Raw genomic sequence first — 14,489 nt, 5'->3', positions numbered from 1 at the left:
ATATCCGGCCCTCTCACCGGCGCTCAGCCGCGGGGAATGTCGAACCCCGGCGCCGCCAGCGTGAAGCCTGCGAAGTCAAAGCCCGGGCTCACGGTGCAGCTGACCAGCGTGTAATCCCCGGTGGCGCGGGCGGCCTGCCAGTGGTTCTCCGGCACGATGAACTGCGGCTCGCCCGCGGCGAGGTCCGGGGTCAGCAGGTGATCCGTCGCGGGCCCGACCTCGGTGGCGGCGAGGGACAGCACCAGCGGCGCGCCGGCGTGCCAGAGCCAGATCTCGGTGGCGTCGACCCGGTGCCAATGGCTCGATTCGCCGGCCTTGAGCAGGAAGTAGATGCAGGTGCCCGACGCGCGGCCCGCGTTTCCGGCGATCCAGGTCTGGCGATAGTGGCCGCCCTCGGGGTGCGGGGCGAGGTTCAGGCGGGCGATGATCTGGTCGGCTGTCATGACCCAAGATTAGGGCGGGCAGGGCGCGGAGGCCATGGCATTTGCGCCCCGAGCGATTATGTTTGGCGCATGAGCACCATGATCGCCTTCGACAACACCTTTGCCCGCCTGCCGGGTGTCTTCTATGCGCGCCAGGATCCGCAGCCGGTGAAGGCCCCGCGCCTCGTGGCCTGGAACCGCGATCTGGCACGGATTCTCGGTCTGCCCCCATCGGCGGGAGACGACTTTGCCGAGGTCTTCTCCGGCAACCGCGTGCCCGAGGGGGCGGAGCCGCTGGCGCAGCTCTATTCGGGGCATCAGTTCGGTCAGTACAACCCGCAATTGGGGGACGGCCGCGCGATCCTGCTGGGCGAGGTGGTCGGCAGCGACGGCATCCGCCGCGACATCCAGCTCAAGGGGGCCGGACGCACGCCCTATTCCCGCATGGGCGACGGGCGCGCCTGGCTCGGCCCCGTGCTGCGCGAATACGTGGTGAGCGAGGCGATGCATGCGCTCGGCATCCCGACGACGCGGGCGCTGGCGGCGGTCGAGACCGGCGAACCGGTGGTGCGCGAGCGCGTGCTGCCCGGTGCGGTGTTGACCCGGGTGGCGCGAAGCCACCTGCGCGTGGGCACCTTCCAGATCTTTGCCGCGCGCGGCGAGGTCGAGAGCCTGAAACGGCTCACCGACTATGCCATCCAGCGCCATTACCCGGAGGCCGAGGGGCCGATGGGCCTGCTCCGCGCCGTGCGCGATGCCCAGGCCGAGCTGATTGCCGCCTGGATGTCGGTCGGTTTCATCCACGGGGTGATGAACACCGACAATTCCTCGATCTCGGGCGAGACCATCGACTACGGCCCCTGCGCCTTCATGGACAGCTATCACCCCAACACGGTCTTCAGCTCGATCGACCGGATGGGCCGCTACGCCTATGCCAACCAGCCCGATATCGCCGTCTGGAACCTGGCCCAGCTCGCCACCGCGCTGATCCAGCAGTACGAGGACCGCGAGGCGATGGTGGAGGAGGCGACCGAGATCGTCCACGCCATGCCCGGCCTCATGCAGCGGGCCTGGCTGCGCCGCTTTGCCGCCAAGCTCGGGATTTCCGCGCCGCGCGAGGAAGACGCGGGGCTGGTCACCGATCTGCTGACCAGAATGGCCGGGAACCAGGCCGATTTCACCAATACCTTCCGCGCCCTCGGTTCGGGCCGCGAGGGCGACCAGTTCACCGACCCCTCGGCCTTTTCCGCCTGGGCGGAGGGCTGGCGTGCCCGTCTGGAAGGCGAGCCATACCCGGAGGGCGTGCGCCGTGCCGCCAACCCGGCCTTCATCCCGCGCAATCACCGGATGGAGGAGATGATCGAGGCGGCGGTGGAGGGGGACTACGCTCCCTTCAACCGGCTGGTCGAGGTCCTGGCACGACCCTACGAGGACCAGCCCGGGGCCGCCGACCTCCAGCGCCCGCCCTTGCCCGAGGAAGTGGTGCCCGCAACCTTCTGCGGGACCTGATCACTTCCGGTTGATGAGGGTGATCCCGAGCGCCACCAGCGCCAGCGCGACCAGCACGGCGGGGCCGATGTGCTCGCCCAGCAGGGCCCAGCCGAAGAAGACCGCCAGCACGGGCGAGAGAAAGCTGAACGAGGCGACGCTGCTCGCCCGGTAGATCTTCAGCAGGCCGAACCAGAACAGGTAGGCGATGCCGACCACGGCAATGGCCCCGAAGAGCAGACCGGCCCAGTGCACCGGACCGAGGTCGCGGATCAGCGGGCCGAAGAAGGGCGCCGCGATCAGCAGGATCGGCGCCGAGACCACGGTCTGGAACAGAAGCTGCCCCTCGGGCGCCACGGTCTGCAGCGGCGTGGCCCGCACCACCAGCGCGATTCCGGCCCAGCCAAAGGTCCCGACCAGCGCGAGGATGTCCCCCGCGAGGCTTGCCTCGCCGTTCGAGCGGTCGCTCAGGGCCAGCACGACACCGCCGATGGCAAAGGCCATCCCGAGGACATGCACCGCGCGCAGCTTTTCCCCCGGCAGCAGGAAGTTGGCCGCAATCGCGAGCCAGACCGGCATGGTGTAGAAGATGATCGAGGCGCGCGCGACGGTGGTCAGGTCGAGCGCGATGAACAGGCAGAGGAATTCGAAGGCGAACAGCAGCCCGCTGACGATGCCCCAGGGCAGGGCGGCGCGGGGCAGGGAGACCCGCTTGCCGGTGACGCCCAGCCAGCAGAACAGGAACAGGCTCGCGATGACCGACCGCAGGGCCGCCTGGAACACCGGGCTGAAGCCGTCGCTGGTGACCTTGATGACGACCTGGTTGAATGCCAGCAGGGCGGCAAAGCCCACAAGGGCTGCCGCGCCGTACAGGTCTATGGCGCGTTTCTCCTCCACGGCGCCACAGGAGGACGCGGCAGTCGGACTGTCAAGGGTGGTTCGCCTGTTATCTATCCGAATTCATGAATTTCGGGATCCTGTGAAATTTCTCTTTCGATGGCGGGAACCCGCTGCACCAGCGCGGAGTTGAGCAGAGAACCGCCGGTTAAGCGGTTGCGTTTTTAACGAGTATCGAGGTTCCCATGTTTGCGAGAGTTGCCATTGTTCTGGCACTGACCCTTGGTCCCGGACTTGCCCAGGCGGAGTGCTTTGCAGCCGCCGCCGGCGGCTCCTGCGGGACCGCTTTAGGTGGTGTGGCGGTAAGCGGTGCGGAGATGACGGTGAAAACGGTGAGGGCCGAGCGCACGACTCCGATGTACGGGGTGGGCGACACGTTGCCGGCGGGGCAGTACTACATGCTGATCAACCGGGAATACTACGGGCTCCCGCCGATTGACGGGTACTGGCGTTACTACCGGGTGGAGGGGCGCGTGCTCAAGGTCCACCCGGATACGCTGACCGTGATCGAGGACGCAACCAGCCTGACAAATGCCGCGTTCTGATCGGGTCCGGGAAGTCTGACTAAGCTCCGGTGTTTCGTCCCGGGCCCCCTGCAGTGCAAGGGGCTCGGGTGACTCGTAGAGTTACGTGTCGCGATGTCGGGTCCGGGCCCAAATATACCGATGCCGCGCGTCGTTTGAACGTCGACTGTGAGCAAAATACAGATCACCTATCGGCGGTGTAGATCGGTGGCTGGAAAGTTCCCCTCAGAAAGAAGTTTGGCGCGGAGCGCATCAAAGCCGTCGCTTCGCGCGAGGTCGCACTCTTCGTCTGTCACGCCAATGAATTGCAGGATTTCGACCTTGCCGGAAGGCAGTTGAAAGCTGTTCGGGTAGCTTTCGGGCGTATGCAGGATGACATGGGTCACCGGGGTTCCTGCATTGCCGTCCACAGGGCCTCCGAGTGGAATTCTGTCATGAAGGCCGAGAGGGGGCTTATCGCCGAAATGGCCCGACGACAGAAGGAGATCAAACGCAAGCATCCTTAGCAGAAACCGTATCGCCCAATCACCATTTTCCCGTGTTTCAATGGAGAATTCAACGCCTGCACCAGATGTTGCGTCTGGTCGGTATTCATCTGGTGGAGTGTCCCACGGGTTTGAATGACCAGAGGTCACGTATAGCCAGCTTTCTCGTTTCTCGGTTGGGGCAAATTCGAACACACCATAGTGCATCCAGCGTGGATCGATTTCAGCATTGGGGAAGGGCTGGAAATACGTCTGCGATAGCGGGAAAATGCCTCTGGAAAAGCCACCGAAAGTCTCAGGGTAAATTACTTCTTCACGGTGAGCCCAAACAGATTCTAAATCCATACCCAACCTGCATCCATTTTGTTGACGAGACTACCGGATCAATGCGCAAGGGCAACAACGGACCCTCCAAGGGCGACAGCCAACGCCCGCTCCGTCCGCACAATCGCCGTCCATCCCCGAAACCTCCCCGAAACCTGAGCGCGGCATGGCGCAGCACCCACAAGCCCATAAACCCCACGCTGCACCAAAAACAGAAAAAGCCCCGGCCTTGGCCGGGGCTTTCCTGTCTCAGCGAGTGTGCCTTACGCCGCGCTGCGGTTGCCGCCGGTCTTGGCACCGGCAGGGCGCCGACGACGGCGCACGCCGCCCGGCTTGCCCGCACCTTCGGCCGGCTTCGGCCCGGCGTTGCCGCCCCGGCCACCGCCTCCGCTACCGCCACGCCGGCGATTGCCGCCGTTGCTCTTTTTCGGCGCGTCCGGCACGTCGACCGGTGCCCAGGGGCGGCCGGAGGCGACGGGAATGGTGATCCCCATCGTCTTCTGGATCGCCTTCAGGTCGTCCATCTCGTCCGGGGCGCAGAAGGCCACGGCGGCGCCGTCCTTGCCGGCGCGCGCGGTGCGACCGATCCGGTGCACGTACTGGTCCGGCACGTTGGGCAGCTCGTAGTTGTAGACGTGCTTGACGTCTGGGATGTCGAGGCCGCGCGCGGCCACGTCGGTTGCCACCAGCACCTTGATCTCACCGGCCTTGAAGGCGGCGATGGCGCGGTCGCGCTGACCCTGGCTCTTGTTGCCGTGGATCGAGGCAACGGCAAAGCCCTTTTTCTCCAGCACCCGCATCAGCTTTTCCGAGCCGTGCTTGGTGCGGCCGAACACCAGCGCGAGGTCGTCGCGGTGCTTGTCCAGCAGCTCGATCAGCAGGTCGGTCTTCTCCGCCTTGGCGATGAAGTGGATCTCCTGCGTGATCTTGTCGGCGGCCTTGCCCGGAGGCGAGACCTCGATGCGGATCGGCCGGTTCAGATAGCTCTGGGCCAGCTCGTTCATCTGCTTGGGCATGGTGGCTGAGAACAGCATGGTCTGACGCTCGGAGGGCAGCAGGGCCGCGATCTTGCGCAGGGCATGGATAAAACCGAGGTCCAGCATCTGGTCGGCCTCGTCCAGTACCAGGAAGGTACAGGCATCCAGCAGCACGGCCTTGCGGTCCAGCAGGTCCAGCAGGCGGCCCGGGGTGGCGACCAGCAGGTCGGTGCCGCGCTCCAGCCGCTTGATCTGGGCATTGATCGACTGGCCGCCGACGACGACACCCACCTTCAGCGGCGAGTCCTCGGTCAGCGCGCGCAGCTGCACGGCGATCTGGTTGGCCAGCTCGCGGGTCGGGGCCAGCACGAGGCCGCGCACGGTCTTCTTCTCGGGCTTCTTGCCGATCTCCAGCATCTGGCTGACCAGCGGCACGCCAAAGGCCGCGGTCTTGCCGGTGCCGGTCTGGGCAAGGCCCATCACGTCACGGCCGTTGATCGCATGCGGAATGGCCTGCTTCTGGATCGGGGTGGGATCGGTGATCCCCATCTTGTCGAGGGCTGCAACTACCTTGGCCGGCAGGCCCATCATTTCGAAATCGCTCAAAGTCTTTCCTTTCGGACTCCGCACATGCGGATCCATGGTGTGCCGCATCCGGTGCGGCGCATGGGAATGCCTTTCCTCGGGTCTGCGGGCCGGATGCCACGAACAGACCGGATCGGCATGATTGCCCCACGCGTGATTTTGGGAACACGAAGTGTCAGCGCTGTCTTGCGTTCGGCCCTTGGTCGGGCGGGCAGGCATGTGGCCTGCCGGCGGTCTGCTCACGCGGCAGAAGACAGCGGTCAGGGCGCAAATGGCGTGGCGGGACGATAAAGTCAACCGGGGCAGGCCAAGAAAAGCCGGTGGAACCATCTGGCTGTGCGCGCTAAACCACAGGAACAGGACCGCTGAGGGAGGTGTTATGCCGGAAACGATCATGGCTCGCTGCGAGGCCAAGGGCTTGCGAATGACAGGCCAGCGGCGGACCATCGCGCAGGTTCTCGAGGACAGCACCGACCACCCCGACGTGGAAGAGCTCTACGCCCGCGCCAGTGCGCTTGATTCCGGTATTTCCATCGCCACGGTCTACCGCACCGTGAAGCTGTTCGAAGAGGCGGGCATTCTCGAACGGCTCGAGTTCGGCGACGGGCGTGCGCGCTATGAGGATGCCACGCGCGAACACCACGACCACCTGATCGACCTGCATTCCGGCGAGGTCATCGAATTCGTGGACCCCGAGATCGAGGCTCTGCAGGAAAAGATCGCCGCCAAGCTGGGCTACGACCTGCGCGGCCATCGCCTCGAACTCTACGGGGTGCCGCGCAAGAAGGTTTGATCAGGCTTCGGCCCGGTTGCGCCCCAGCAGCAGCGGGATCAGCACCAGCAGCGCCATCAGCCGCATGATGTGGCAGGCGACGACAAAGCCCGGATCGGCGTGCAGCGTCGTGCCGAGGGCGATCATCGTCTCAAGCCCCCCGGGCGCAAAGGCCGTCAACACATGCGCGGCGGGCATCCCGAGGGCCAGCGCCACCGGGACGGCGGTCAGCACGGCCACCGCCGCGGCCATCACCGTGATCAGCGTCCCGGCCAGGAACGAGTCGCGAAGCTGCGCAAGGCTGATCCCCGAAAAGCGTGTGCCGATCAGCGTGCCAAGGACGACGTAGGCCGGGGTGATCACCACCTTGGGCAGGCTCCCGGTGGCAAGGCCGGTGACATGGCCAAGGCCCGACACCGCCATACCGCCAAGCAGCAGGGCGGCGGGAACTCGGAAGCGCGCAAAGATCAGCCCCAGCACCACCCCGAGCGCGCAGAGCGCAACCAGCTCCGGCACCGACATCACCGGGCCCGCGATGATGCCGATATCGGCCATCGGAAAGCCCATCGCCAGCGCCACGAAGGGAACGATCAGCGTCAGCGCCAGCAGGCGGATGCTCTGGATCACGGCAATCCGCGCCACGTCCGAACGGGTGTCGGCCGCAAGGCTCATCACGAAACTCAGGTGCCCCGGAGCCGAGGCCAGCACCGCCGACCGTCGGTCCAGCCCGAAACCGCGTTCGAGGATCTGCCGGCTGGCCAGCATCGTCACCAGCAGTCCGGCCACCAGGGCGACGAAGGCGAGGGGCCAGTGCAGCAGCGCCGCCCCCGCTTCAGCGTTGAACCCGGCCCCGAGGCTGACGCCCAGCACCACGAAACAGAGGTCGCGCGCGCGGCTGTCGATGTCCATTTTCAGACCGGCGAGCGCCGCGATGCAGACGGCGACAGCGGGGCCGATCAGGATCGGCGCGGGCAACGAGAGCCAGGTCGCAGCGGCTGCGCCGACGCCCCCGATCACGAGGGACAGGCCGGTGGTCCAGAGGGGGGAAAGCGCGGAGAGGTTCGCCATGCCCGTGAGTTAGCACCCGGACCGCGCCGCGGCAATCTGCCCGGATGCATATTGTTCTTGCGCCGCCTCCCGCTTTACGTCACGGCGCGTACAACCCTTTTCAAATCCCCCCGGAGATCGCTGGCATGGATAATTTTCGCGGAGCCGTGATGATGGTGTTCGCGATGGCAAGCTTTGCCATCGAGGACATGCTGATCAAGCTGACCGCCGGTGCAGTGCCCACCTCGCAGATCATCTTTCTCTACGGCCTCGGCGGTTCGCTGGTTTTTGCGCTGCTGATCGTGCTGCGCGGGCAAAAGCTGTTTCCCCGCGACCTGCTCAGCAAGCCGGTGCTGCTGCGCTGCGCGGGCGAGCTTGTCAGCACCACCTCCTTCGTCACCGCCCTGTCGCTGATCCCCATTTCCACCGCCTCGGCTATCCTGCAGGCGACGCCGCTCGCCGTGACTCTGGGCGCGGCGCTGGTGCTGAAGGAGCCGGTGGGCTGGCGGCGCTGGTCGGCCATCTGCGTCGGCTTCATCGGCGTGCTGATCGTACTGCGCCCCGGCGCCTCCGATTTCGACGTGCTTTCGCTCTTCGCCGTGCTGGCGGTGGTGGGGCTCGCCGTCCGCGATCTCGCCACGCGCGGCGCGCACCTCGGGATCAGCTCGTTCCAGCTCAGCTTCGTGGCGCTTCTAGTGCTGGTGCCAGGCGGCGCGGCGCTGGCGCAGCCCCCGGGGCAGGACTGGGTCAGCCTCACCGGGCGCGACTGGCTGCTGATCTCGGGCATCGTGGTCTTCGGGGCCGTCTCCTACTACGCCATCGTCGCCGCGATGCGCACGGGCGAGGTCTCGTTCGTGACACCCTTCCGCTACTCACGGATTCTCTTCGCACTGGTGATCGGTCTGGTGGTCTTCGGCGAGCATCCGGACCTGCCGATGCTGGTCGGCGCGGGCATCGTCGTGGCCTCGGGCATCTATATGGTCTGGCGTGAGCGCAAACAGCGTAACTTCCGCCCTGTGAGCCCTTTTCCTGCCGGTCAGGGGCCGGTATGAGGCGCATGACCCGAACATAACGGAATGGGATTGCCATGAGCACGATCATCGACATTCACGCCCGCGAGATCCTCGACAGCCGGGGCAACCCGACCGTCGAGGTCGACGTCATCCTCGAAGACGGCACCATGGGCCGCGCCGCCGTGCCCTCGGGCGCCTCGACCGGCGCCTACGAGGCGGTTGAAAAGCGCGACGGCGACAAGTCCCGCTACCTCGGCAAGGGCGTGCTTGACGCCGTGGCCGCCGTGAACGGCGAGATCGCCGACATGCTGGTGGGCTTCGACGCCACCGAGCAGCAGGCCATCGACGCCGCCATGATCGAACTGGACGGCACCGAGAACAAGGGCCGCCTCGGCGCCAACGCCATCCTCGGCGTCTCGCTGGCAACCGCCAAGGCCGCGGCCGATTTCACCACCCAACCGCTCTACCGCTACGTCGGCGGCACCTCGGCCCGCATCCTGCCGGTTCCGATGATGAACATCATCAACGGCGGCGAGCACGCCGACAACCCGATCGACATCCAGGAATTCATGATCATGCCGGTCGCTGCGGACAACATCCGCGACGCGGTCCGCATGGGCTCCGAGGTGTTCCACACGCTGAAGAAAGAGCTCTCGGCCGCCGGCATGTCCACCGGCCTCGGCGACGAGGGCGGTTTCGCCCCGGAACTGGCCTCGGCCACCGCCGCGCTCGACTTCATCCTGAAGTCCATCGAAAAGGCCGGCTACAAGCCGGGCGAGGACATCTACCTCGCACTCGACTGCGCCTCGACCGAATACTTCAAGGGCGGCAAGTACGAGATGAAGGGCGAGGGCAAGAGCCTGACCTCGGCCGAGAACGTGGCCTACCTCGAGAACCTCGTCGCCAACTACCCGATCATCTCGATCGAGGACGGCATGGCCGAAGACGACTGGGACGGCTGGAAACTGCTGACCGACGCGCTCGGCGACAAGGTCCAGCTGGTCGGCGACGACCTCTTCGTGACCAACCCCGCGCGCCTTGCCGAAGGTATCAAGAAGGGCGTGGCCAACTCCATGCTGGTGAAGGTCAACCAGATCGGCTCGCTCTCGGAGACGCTCAAGGCCGTCGATATGGCCCACCGCGCGCGCTACACCAACGTGATGAGCCACCGCTCGGGCGAGACCGAGGACGCCACCATCGCCGACCTCGCCGTCGCCACCAACTGCGGCCAGATCAAGACCGGCTCGCTGGCCCGCTCCGACCGGCTCGCCAAGTACAACCAGCTGATCCGCATCGAGGAATCGCTGGGCGAAATGGCCGAATACGCCGGTGCCTCGATCCTTAAGTGATCGTTCTTCATCGCTGAAACGCGGAAAGCCCCGGGGGAGACCCCGGGGCTTTTTCGTTTTGCCGGAACCGCATCAGCCCCGGCCCCGGCGCCACGCCTCGGCCCCCGCGCCGGGGCCCCGCCGAACAGCGCGCTGCGCGAGGCCCCGGGTCAAGCCCGGGGCGCGAACCACATCCGCCCCGGCCCCGGCGCCGAAGCCTCGCAATACCTGGCGCGACCCGGATGGCGCGCGACCTAAGGCCTTCAATCACCCCTTGAAGGCGGCGATGTCCTTGACCTGACCGATGGCGGCCTTGACCAGTTTCACGCCCTTGTCGGAAAAATCAGAATCCTCGAACCCGAGGGTCCCGGCGTCGAAGCCCTTGAACTTCTCGAAATCGGTCCAGAATTTCACGCGGTAGTTCTGCAATTGCGCCACCGAGTTCGAAACGCTGCGACCCTGCTGCTTGATATTCGTCTCCCAGGATTCCTTGGTCGGATCGCCAAGGTAGGTCTTGGCGCCCTGAGCGAACTTCGCAAGCGACGCTTTCAGGTGCTTGGCGGCCAGTTCGTTCTTCTTCTGGATATCGGCCATCACCTTCTTGACCGCGCCTTCGAGGTCGAGGCTCTTGCAGGTGACGGAATAGACGTCCGCATCCTTGGCGATCTGCGCGGCCGCCTTGGCCGCATCCCCGCCAAGCGGCATCTTCTTCAGCTTCTTGACCGCTTCCTCGGCCTTGTCACGCACGGCTTTCAGCTGTTTCTGCAGCGGCACGACGCTCGCCTGGTATTCCTTCTTGGCGGCGTCGACGCGGACCTTCAGTTCCTCGACGCTCTTGGACGGGATGGACGACGGGTCCAGCGCGACCACATCGACTTTCTTCAAGAGGGCCTCGACCTTCTTCAGCTCGTCGCCAAGCCCGGTTTTCACCATCTTGCCGACCTTGCCCTTCTTCTTTTGCCAACTGCTGTCGTTCAGCGTGTTCGGGCAACTGATAACGAAAAGCCCCGGTTCAATTCCTGCCACTTTCAATCCTCCAATTCCGCCGGACCATCCGGCATTTCCCTCGCGTACATTCCGCTCGCGTGCCGTTTCATACGCGTCGTGATTAACGCGGTAAGTAAACGGGATCACATTGGCGTATTGTCAATTAATTAGGAGAAAATTGAGCCGTTAATCTGTCTTAATCGGACAGGGTGCCGCAAACGAAAACACCCTGCCACGAGGGGCAGGGTGTCTTTTCGTCGGGTTTCGACGGTGTCAGCCGCAGGGCTGGGTATAGTAGGTGCCGTCGCCGCGCGAATAGGCGCAGGTCTTCTGGTTTGCGTTCTGGGCCACCATGGTCCCTGCCGCTGCGCCCCCGAGGGCGGCGATCAGTTTCCAGTCGTCGTCGGCCTTTAGCGCGTCTGCCGCGATCAGGCCCGCCGCAGCGCCGCCAGCCACACCGGCCACGGTGCGTTGGTCCGCCGTCATGTTGTCACAGGCCGATACCAGCAGGGCAGAAGCGCAAAGGCCGCCAATCATCCAGGATTTCATAGTCATCTCCTCGTTCAGTCCGAAGTTACCCCTTACCTCTCGGGCAGGGTGCACGGGGGGCGCCTCGACGCACCCGGCTGAGGGGCTAACGCCCGAGCGCATGGCAGGTTCCATGCCGGTTGCCTTCCCCGTTACGCCATCGGCGGGAACCTGCACGCCATCGACGGCTTTGACATCGGGCAAGCGCTGCGGGCAAGCTCTGCCCGATGGAGGAAAAGTTGCAGATACGGCAGATGCAGGGCGAGGCGGAACTGGCGGCGGTGCAAGATCTCTGCCGGGCCTACCGCGCGCTGCTGCTCGAACGCTGGCCCGACTTCCGGCCGTTCTGGGACCGCTACTATGGCGCGGAAGACTACGAGGCCCTGCTGCAACGCCTGCCCGAGGTGCACCGCGCGCCCGAGGGCGCCGTTCTGGTGGCCGATATCGACGGTCAGATCGTCGGCTGCGGCATGTACTACGAGCGGGGAGAGGGTATCTGCGAGATCAAGCGGGTCTATGTCTCGGGGGCCGCGCGCGGGCACGGCGCGGGCCGCGCTATCTGTGTCGAGGCGATGCGTATGGCGTATGAGGCGGGCTACCGGCAGATGGTCCTCGACACCACCACGCGGCTACCCGAGGCGATCGCGCTCTATGAAAGCCTCGGCTTCCGCCAGATCGCGCCCTTTTATGACCCGCCTGCGGATTTCGCCGGGAACCTGCTGTTCTACGGGGCGGACCTGACCGAGAGCTGAGCCCCGGCAATCAGAGCCGCTTGGACATGATCACGTAGTTCTCGCGCTCGCGGAACCCCATCCGCTCGTAAAGCCTGCGGGCTTGATCGTTGGTCTTGTCGACCTCGAGGTGGATCGCCCTCAGCCCGGCCTGCTGCGCAAGAGAGGCGGGCAGGGCGTTCATCACCTCGCCCGCGATGCCGCGCCCGCGCACGGCGGGGCGCATGTAGATTTCGTCGATGAACCCGTCGAGCCCGCCGTATTCCACCGACCAGGTGAAGGTGATGATGACATAGCCGATAGGCGCCCGCGACGGCCCCACCAGGTAGGCCGCCCCGTGCGGAATGCCCTCGAGCAGGGGCATCAGCCCGGCCCGCCGCCGTTCGGGAGAGAGCGCGATGCCCTCTTCCTCGTGAAAGGCGGCCACCAGCGTATCCAGCCGGTCGATGTCCTCGGGCCTGGCCAGGTGGATCGCGGTCACAGGCGCCCCAGTCTCTCGGTCAGCAGGTCAAAGAAGCCGGCGGCATCGATATCGCCCATGAAGGTCGCGTTCGGCGCCCGGTCGGTCACGCCCCACCAGTCGGCCACGGTCATGCCCAGCGTCAGCTCCGAGCCGGTCTCGATCTCGACGTTGATGTGGCGCCCCGTGAACAGCTCGGGCTTGATCACATAGGCGGTCACGCAGGGATCGTGCAGCGGCGCACCGGCCGAGCCGTACTTCTCCTTGTCGAACCGCTCGAAAAAATCGGTCATCTCGGCCACGGCCACGCCCACGGGCGTGCCGAGCGCGCGGAAGGCATCGTTGCGGGCCTTGGTCACCAGCGCCTTGTGCGTCACGTCCAGCGGCATCACGGTAATCTTGATACCGGATTTTAACACGATATCAGCGGCTTCCGGGTCGACGTAGATGTTGAACTCGGCCGCGGGGGTGATGTTGCCCACCTCGAAGTAGGCCCCGCCCATCAGCACGATCTCCTGCACCCGCGCGGCGATCTCGGGCGCTTTCTCAAGCGCTGCGGCGATGTTGGTCAGCGGGCCCAGCGGGCAGAGCGTCACCGTGCCTTCGGGCTCGGCCAGCAGTGTTTCGATGATGAAGTCCACCGCGTGCCCCTCGGCCAGCGGCATCGTCGGCTCGGGCAGCACCGGGCCATCCAGTCCGGTCTTGCCGTGCACGTGTTCGGCGGTCACCAGCGGCCGTTTCAGCGGCGCGTCGCACCCGGCGTAGACCGCCACATCGGTCCGCCCGGCCAGCTCGCAGATGATGCGCGCGTTGCGGGTGGTCAGCGGCAGCGGCACGTTCCCGGCGACGGCGGTGATGCCCAGAACCTCGATGTCCTCGGGGCTGGCGAGCGCCAGAAGAATGGCGACGGCGTCGTCCTGGCCGGGGTCGGTGTCGATGATGATCTTGCGCGGGGACATGGGCTCTCCTTGTTGCGGCGCGACAGTCGCAGGTGCGTCGGGCCTTGTCCAGCGCCCGATTGCAGGCCATCGTGCGGCCCATGAGCAGGTCAGTCTACATCCATGCCGGGGCCCATCGAACCGGCACAAGTTCTTTTCAGCAATGCCTTTTCCGCAATCGCGCGGTGCTGGCCGAACATGGGCTGGATGCTGCTTACCCCGGGCGCGACGGCGCGCCGAAGGGCAAGCTAAACCTGCGCCTCCCAAGGCCCTGGCATGGGGACAACTGGCCCGAGAACACCGTCGAGCGCCTGCGCGGTCACCTCGCGCGGATGAACCCCAACAAGGACCGCGGGCTGGTCTTCTCGGAAGAGAACATTCCCGGCCCGATGCGGCATTTCTTCGAAGGCCGCTTCTTTCCCGGGGCACGGCAGCGGCTGCGCGCGCTGGCACAGGCGTTGGAGACACCTCCGACCCACGTGCTCTATGTCGTGCGCTCCTACGACGCGCTCTTCCTCTCGGCTTATCGCAAGCGGGCCGAGGACAACCCCGTGCTGGATTTCGACGGTCTGGTGCCCACCCTTGCCGACATGGATCGCGGCTGGTCCGGGCTGATCTCCGACATCCGCGACGAACTGCGCCCCGAGCGGCTGACGGTGCTGGAATACGGCGCCCGTGGCAGCAGCCGCGACCTGCTCGCGAGGCTCGTGCCGGGGCTGGAGGGGGCCGAGCTTGCCGAACCGGCCAGGCTCGTGAACCTCAGCGCGACCGATGCAGGCCTGCTGGCTTTGCAGGCGCGCTACCGCGCCGGGGAGAAACTGGCGCGGCCTGAATGGAAGGCGGTGTTGCAGGACCATGCCGCCGACACCGAGCCGCGGGGCTTTGCGGCCTTTCCCGACGCCGTGGCCGAAAAGTTGCGGGACCGCTACGCGAGGGATCTCGAACGGCTCGCCAGCATGCCGGGCATAACCTTCGGCTGAACC

The 14,489-nt window shown here is 65.8% G+C and carries 16 protein-coding genes; 7 read left to right on the top strand and 9 right to left on the bottom strand.

Going from position 1 to position 14,489, the window contains the following annotated elements; all coding sequences use genetic code 11:
- Positions 1 to 23 precede the first annotated feature (23 nt).
- Entirely contained in the window at positions 24 to 443 is a 420-nt protein-coding gene (locus DDT93_RS18150; protein ID WP_109467300.1) for a cupin domain-containing protein, read from the bottom strand.
- 69 nt (positions 444 to 512) lie between these two features.
- On the opposite strand from DDT93_RS18150, the gene DDT93_RS18145 reads away from it, so the two are divergent.
- On the top strand, positions 513 to 1,931 hold the full coding sequence (locus tag DDT93_RS18145; protein ID WP_109467299.1) for a protein adenylyltransferase SelO: 1,419 nt from the start codon (positions 513 to 515) through the stop codon (positions 1,929 to 1,931).
- Here DDT93_RS18145 and DDT93_RS18140 read toward each other — a convergent pair whose 3' ends face one another.
- Positions 1,932 to 2,807, bottom strand: coding sequence for a DMT family transporter (locus tag DDT93_RS18140; protein WP_109467298.1), 876 nt, complete (start codon positions 2,805 to 2,807; stop codon positions 1,932 to 1,934).
- A gap of 185 nt (positions 2,808 to 2,992) precedes the next feature.
- Here DDT93_RS18140 and DDT93_RS18135 point away from each other — a divergent pair, with 185 nt between their 5' ends.
- Positions 2,993 to 3,352, top strand: a complete 360-nt coding sequence (locus tag DDT93_RS18135; RefSeq protein ID WP_109467297.1) for a hypothetical protein — start codon at positions 2,993 to 2,995, stop codon at positions 3,350 to 3,352.
- Between the two features lie 167 nt (positions 3,353 to 3,519).
- Here DDT93_RS18135 and DDT93_RS18130 read toward each other — a convergent pair whose 3' ends face one another.
- Together DDT93_RS18130 and DDT93_RS18125 are read right to left on the bottom strand one after the other, a co-directional pair.
- A complete protein-coding gene (locus DDT93_RS18130; RefSeq protein WP_109467296.1) occupies positions 3,520 to 4,161 on the bottom strand; it encodes a suppressor of fused domain protein in 642 nt (213 codons plus the stop codon).
- A gap of 242 nt (positions 4,162 to 4,403) precedes the next feature.
- Complete coding sequence (locus DDT93_RS18125) at positions 4,404 to 5,723, bottom strand: DEAD/DEAH box helicase (protein WP_109467295.1); 1,320 nt, start codon at positions 5,721 to 5,723, stop codon at positions 4,404 to 4,406.
- Positions 5,724 to 6,081: 358 nt separating this feature from the next.
- Between DDT93_RS18125 and DDT93_RS18120 the strand changes: the two genes are divergently transcribed.
- Positions 6,082 to 6,495: a Fur family transcriptional regulator gene (locus tag DDT93_RS18120; RefSeq protein ID WP_109467294.1), complete on the top strand. Its 414-nt coding sequence runs from the start codon at positions 6,082 to 6,084 to the stop codon at positions 6,493 to 6,495.
- Here DDT93_RS18120 and DDT93_RS18115 read toward each other — a convergent pair whose 3' ends face one another.
- Entirely contained in the window at positions 6,496 to 7,542 is a 1,047-nt protein-coding gene (locus DDT93_RS18115; RefSeq protein WP_109467293.1) for an AbrB family transcriptional regulator, read from the bottom strand.
- Positions 7,543 to 7,667: 125 nt separating this feature from the next.
- Here DDT93_RS18115 and DDT93_RS18110 point away from each other — a divergent pair, with 125 nt between their 5' ends.
- Positions 7,668 to 8,573: a DMT family transporter gene (locus tag DDT93_RS18110; protein ID WP_109467292.1), complete on the top strand. Its 906-nt coding sequence runs from the start codon at positions 7,668 to 7,670 to the stop codon at positions 8,571 to 8,573.
- A 35-nt stretch (positions 8,574 to 8,608) separates the two neighbouring features.
- A complete protein-coding gene (eno, locus tag DDT93_RS18105; protein WP_109467291.1) occupies positions 8,609 to 9,883 on the top strand; it encodes a phosphopyruvate hydratase in 1,275 nt (424 codons plus the stop codon).
- 246 nt (positions 9,884 to 10,129) lie between these two features.
- Here eno and DDT93_RS18100 read toward each other — a convergent pair whose 3' ends face one another.
- Positions 10,130 to 10,888 carry a hypothetical protein gene (locus DDT93_RS18100; protein ID WP_109467290.1) on the bottom strand — a complete coding sequence of 253 codons (759 nt, stop codon included), beginning with the start codon at positions 10,886 to 10,888 and terminating at the stop codon, positions 10,130 to 10,132.
- A gap of 234 nt (positions 10,889 to 11,122) precedes the next feature.
- The gene (locus DDT93_RS18095; protein WP_408607945.1) at positions 11,123 to 11,404 is read right to left on the bottom strand and encodes a glucose-6-phosphate isomerase; all 282 of its coding nucleotides are present in this window, start codon (positions 11,402 to 11,404) and stop codon (positions 11,123 to 11,125) included.
- A gap of 212 nt (positions 11,405 to 11,616) precedes the next feature.
- Between DDT93_RS18095 and DDT93_RS18090 the strand changes: the two genes are divergently transcribed.
- Entirely contained in the window at positions 11,617 to 12,129 is a 513-nt protein-coding gene (locus DDT93_RS18090; RefSeq protein WP_157960225.1) for a GNAT family N-acetyltransferase, read from the top strand.
- Between the two features lie 10 nt (positions 12,130 to 12,139).
- Here the strand turns inward: DDT93_RS18090 and DDT93_RS18085 are convergent, their stop codons facing one another.
- Positions 12,140 to 12,589, bottom strand: a complete 450-nt coding sequence (locus tag DDT93_RS18085) for a GNAT family N-acetyltransferase (RefSeq protein WP_109467287.1) — start codon at positions 12,587 to 12,589, stop codon at positions 12,140 to 12,142.
- Positions 12,586 to 13,527 carry a nucleoside hydrolase gene (locus DDT93_RS18080; protein WP_109467286.1) on the bottom strand — a complete coding sequence of 314 codons (942 nt, stop codon included), beginning with the start codon at positions 13,525 to 13,527 and terminating at the stop codon, positions 12,586 to 12,588. The genes DDT93_RS18085 and DDT93_RS18080 overlap by 4 nt, the downstream gene beginning before the upstream one ends.
- 80 nt (positions 13,528 to 13,607) lie before the next feature.
- Here DDT93_RS18080 and DDT93_RS18075 point away from each other — a divergent pair, with 80 nt between their 5' ends.
- Positions 13,608 to 14,486, top strand: coding sequence for a hypothetical protein (locus tag DDT93_RS18075; protein ID WP_157960224.1), 879 nt, complete (start codon positions 13,608 to 13,610; stop codon positions 14,484 to 14,486).
- Positions 14,487 to 14,489: the final 3 nt, after the last annotated feature.

The organism is Albibacillus kandeliae, assembly GCF_003116585.1.
GTDB lineage: Bacteria > Pseudomonadota > Alphaproteobacteria > Rhodobacterales > Rhodobacteraceae > Albibacillus > Albibacillus kandeliae.
This window is presented reverse-complemented; position numbering and strand designations above follow the sequence as displayed.